The organism is Ammoniphilus sp. YIM 78166 (assembly GCF_004522215.1).
GTDB lineage: Bacteria > Bacillota > Bacilli > Aneurinibacillales > RAOX-1 > YIM-78166.
The window spans coordinates 1-2,122 of sequence record NZ_SDLR01000031.1 but is presented as its reverse complement, the minus strand read 5'-3'; the positions used below and the strand labels follow the sequence as shown (position 1 = coordinate 2,122).

Below are 2,122 nucleotides of genomic sequence, written 5' to 3'. Positions count from 1 at the left end.
TTCGTAGTCAGACACTCTATCCGATTGAGCTACGGGCACTTAATATATGTGAACTTCAACATTGAAGTAAAGCGATGGTGCCGAGGACCGGAATCGAACCGGTACGGTAGTCACCTACCGCAGGATTTTAAGTCCTGTGCGTCTGCCAGTTCCGCCACACCCTCATATTTTATTAAAAATGGTGAGCCATACTGGACTCGAACCAGTGACACCCTGATTAAAAGTCAGGTGCTCTACAAACTCAGCTAATGGCTCCCTAATGGCTGGACCGCCTGGATTCGCACCAGGGCCTGACGGAGTCAAAGTCCGTTGCCTTACCGCTTGGCTACGGGCCAAAAATTCACACATGGTGGAGGGGGACGGATTCGAACCGCCGAACCCTTAGGGAGCGGATTTACAGTCCGCCGCGTTTAGCCACTTCGCTACCCCTCCAAAAATGGTGGCTTGGGACGGAATCGAACCGCCGACACGAGGATTTTCAGTCCTCTGCTCTACCGACTGAGCTACCAAGCCTTAATTCAAATAAACAACTGGCGGAGCTGACGGGACTCGAACCCGCGACCTCCGGTGTGACAGACCGGCGTGAACTCCAACTTCACCACAGCTCCAACAACATGGTGCCGGCTAAAGGACTTGAACCCTCAACCCCCTGATTACAAGTCAGGTGCTCTACCAATTGAGCTAAGCCGGCTTAAAATATTTTATATGGTGGGCGCTGACGGGATCGAACCGCCGACCCCCTGCTTGTAAGGCAGGTGCTCTCCCAGCTGAGCTAAGCGCCCATATATGGTGACCCGTAGGGGATTCGAACCCCTGAATGCATGCGTGAAAGGCATGTGAGTTAAGCCGCTTCTCCAACGGGCCACATCAAAAGCGACAAGTACTAATTTATCATGGTTTGACCATGATTTCAATGGTTTCTTTCTTCCAATTAAAAAATTATTTGGCGGAGGGAGAGGGATTCGAACCCCCGTGGGCTTGCACCCTAACGGTTTTCAAGACCGCCCCGTTATGACCGCTTCGGTATCCCTCCGTAATTCTTCCTATGGTGCGGTCGGCGAGACTCGAACTCGCACGATCATACGACCACTACCCCCTCAAGATAGCGTGTCTGCCAATTCCACCACGACCGCATGGTGGGCCCTGCAGGACTCGAACCTGCGGCCAATCGGTTATGAGCCGACCGCTCTACCAGCTGAGCTAAGGGCCCATTCTGGCGTCCCAGAAGAGATTCGAACTCCTGACACACGGCTTAGAAGGCCGTTGCTCTATCCTGCTGAGCTACTGGGACAATGTTTATGGAGGGAGTACCCGGATTTGAACCGGGGAATAAAGGTTTTGCAGACCTGTGCCTTACCACTTGGCTATACTCCCTTTATGGGGCGATCGAAGGGAATCGAACCCTCGAATGTCGGAGCCACAATCCGATGCGTTAACCACTTCGCCACGACCGCCATGCTTTTGGCAGGGACAGTAGGAATCGAACCCACACTGGAGGTTTTGGAGACCTCTGTTCTACCGTTAAACTATGTCCCTATAGTTGGTTGCGGGGACAGGATTTGAACCTGCGACCTTCGGGTTATGAGCCCGACGAGCTACCGTGCTGCTCCACCCCGCGATAATAAAATGGTAGCGGCGGAGGGAGTCGAACCCCCGACCTTTCGGGTATGAACCGAACGCTCTAGCCAGCTGAGCTACACCGCCATTATGAGTTAGTTTTATGGTGCTCCCGACAGGAATCGAACCTGCGACCTCATCCTTACCATGGATGCGCTCTACCGACTGAGCTACAGGAGCATGGCGGAGAGTGAGGGATTCGAACCCTCGCGGCAGTTGCCCACCCTAACGGTTTAGCAAACCGTCCCCTTCGGCCTCTTGGGTAACTCTCCATATTTGTGGCAGAGAGGAAGGGATTCGAACCCTCGATACGCTCATCACGTATACACGATTTCCAATCGTGCTCCTTCGACCACTCGGACACCTCTCTACATTTATAACAAATAAAAACAACCCCCTGCCACGACCAGGGACAGAGGGTCCTATTTGTTATGTATGGCTCCTCAGGACGGACTCGAACCGCCAACCTACCGGTTAACAGCCGGTTGCTCCACCATTGAGCTAC

At 53.3% G+C, this 2,122-nt stretch carries 21 tRNA genes; all 21 read right to left on the bottom strand.

Features of this window, described 5'->3' with window-relative positions:
• Positions 1 to 75: 75 nt before the first annotated feature.
• A tRNA-Leu gene (locus EIZ58_RS32720) sits at positions 76 to 158 on the bottom strand.
• A 21-nt stretch (positions 159 to 179) separates the two neighbouring features.
• Positions 180 to 255 (bottom strand) — tRNA-Lys (locus tag EIZ58_RS32715).
• A 5-nt stretch (positions 256 to 260) separates the two neighbouring features.
• Positions 261 to 335, bottom strand: a tRNA-Gln gene (locus EIZ58_RS32710).
• 12 nt (positions 336 to 347) lie between these two features.
• Positions 348 to 432 (bottom strand) — tRNA-Tyr (locus tag EIZ58_RS32705).
• 5 nt (positions 433 to 437) lie between these two features.
• Positions 438 to 513: transfer RNA gene (locus EIZ58_RS32700), tRNA-Phe, on the bottom strand.
• An 18-nt stretch (positions 514 to 531) separates the two neighbouring features.
• A tRNA-Asp gene (locus EIZ58_RS32695) sits at positions 532 to 608 on the bottom strand.
• Positions 609 to 615: 7 nt separating this feature from the next.
• Positions 616 to 691: transfer RNA gene (locus EIZ58_RS32690), tRNA-Thr, on the bottom strand.
• Between the two features lie 15 nt (positions 692 to 706).
• Positions 707 to 782 (bottom strand) — tRNA-Val (locus EIZ58_RS32685).
• Between the two features lie 5 nt (positions 783 to 787).
• Positions 788 to 864: transfer RNA gene (locus EIZ58_RS32680), tRNA-Glu, on the bottom strand.
• 80 nt (positions 865 to 944) lie between these two features.
• Positions 945 to 1,033: transfer RNA gene (locus EIZ58_RS32675), tRNA-Ser, on the bottom strand.
• Positions 1,034 to 1,046: 13 nt separating this feature from the next.
• Positions 1,047 to 1,133, bottom strand: a tRNA-Leu gene (locus EIZ58_RS32670).
• Between the two features lies 1 nt (position 1,134).
• Positions 1,135 to 1,210, bottom strand: a tRNA-Ile gene (locus EIZ58_RS32665).
• A 4-nt stretch (positions 1,211 to 1,214) separates the two neighbouring features.
• Positions 1,215 to 1,291 (bottom strand) — tRNA-Arg (locus EIZ58_RS32660).
• Positions 1,292 to 1,299: 8 nt separating this feature from the next.
• Positions 1,300 to 1,374 (bottom strand) — tRNA-Cys (locus EIZ58_RS32655).
• A gap of 4 nt (positions 1,375 to 1,378) precedes the next feature.
• Positions 1,379 to 1,454, bottom strand: a tRNA-His gene (locus EIZ58_RS32650).
• 8 nt (positions 1,455 to 1,462) lie between these two features.
• A tRNA-Trp gene (locus EIZ58_RS32645) sits at positions 1,463 to 1,536 on the bottom strand.
• Between the two features lie 5 nt (positions 1,537 to 1,541).
• Positions 1,542 to 1,618, bottom strand: a tRNA-Met gene (locus tag EIZ58_RS32640).
• A 9-nt stretch (positions 1,619 to 1,627) separates the two neighbouring features.
• Positions 1,628 to 1,704: transfer RNA gene (locus tag EIZ58_RS32635), tRNA-Met, on the bottom strand.
• A 17-nt stretch (positions 1,705 to 1,721) separates the two neighbouring features.
• Positions 1,722 to 1,797, bottom strand: a tRNA-Thr gene (locus EIZ58_RS32630).
• Between the two features lies 1 nt (position 1,798).
• Positions 1,799 to 1,889, bottom strand: a tRNA-Ser gene (locus EIZ58_RS32625).
• A gap of 7 nt (positions 1,890 to 1,896) precedes the next feature.
• Positions 1,897 to 1,987, bottom strand: a tRNA-Ser gene (locus EIZ58_RS32620).
• Between the last annotated feature and the right edge of the window lie 135 nt (positions 1,988 to 2,122).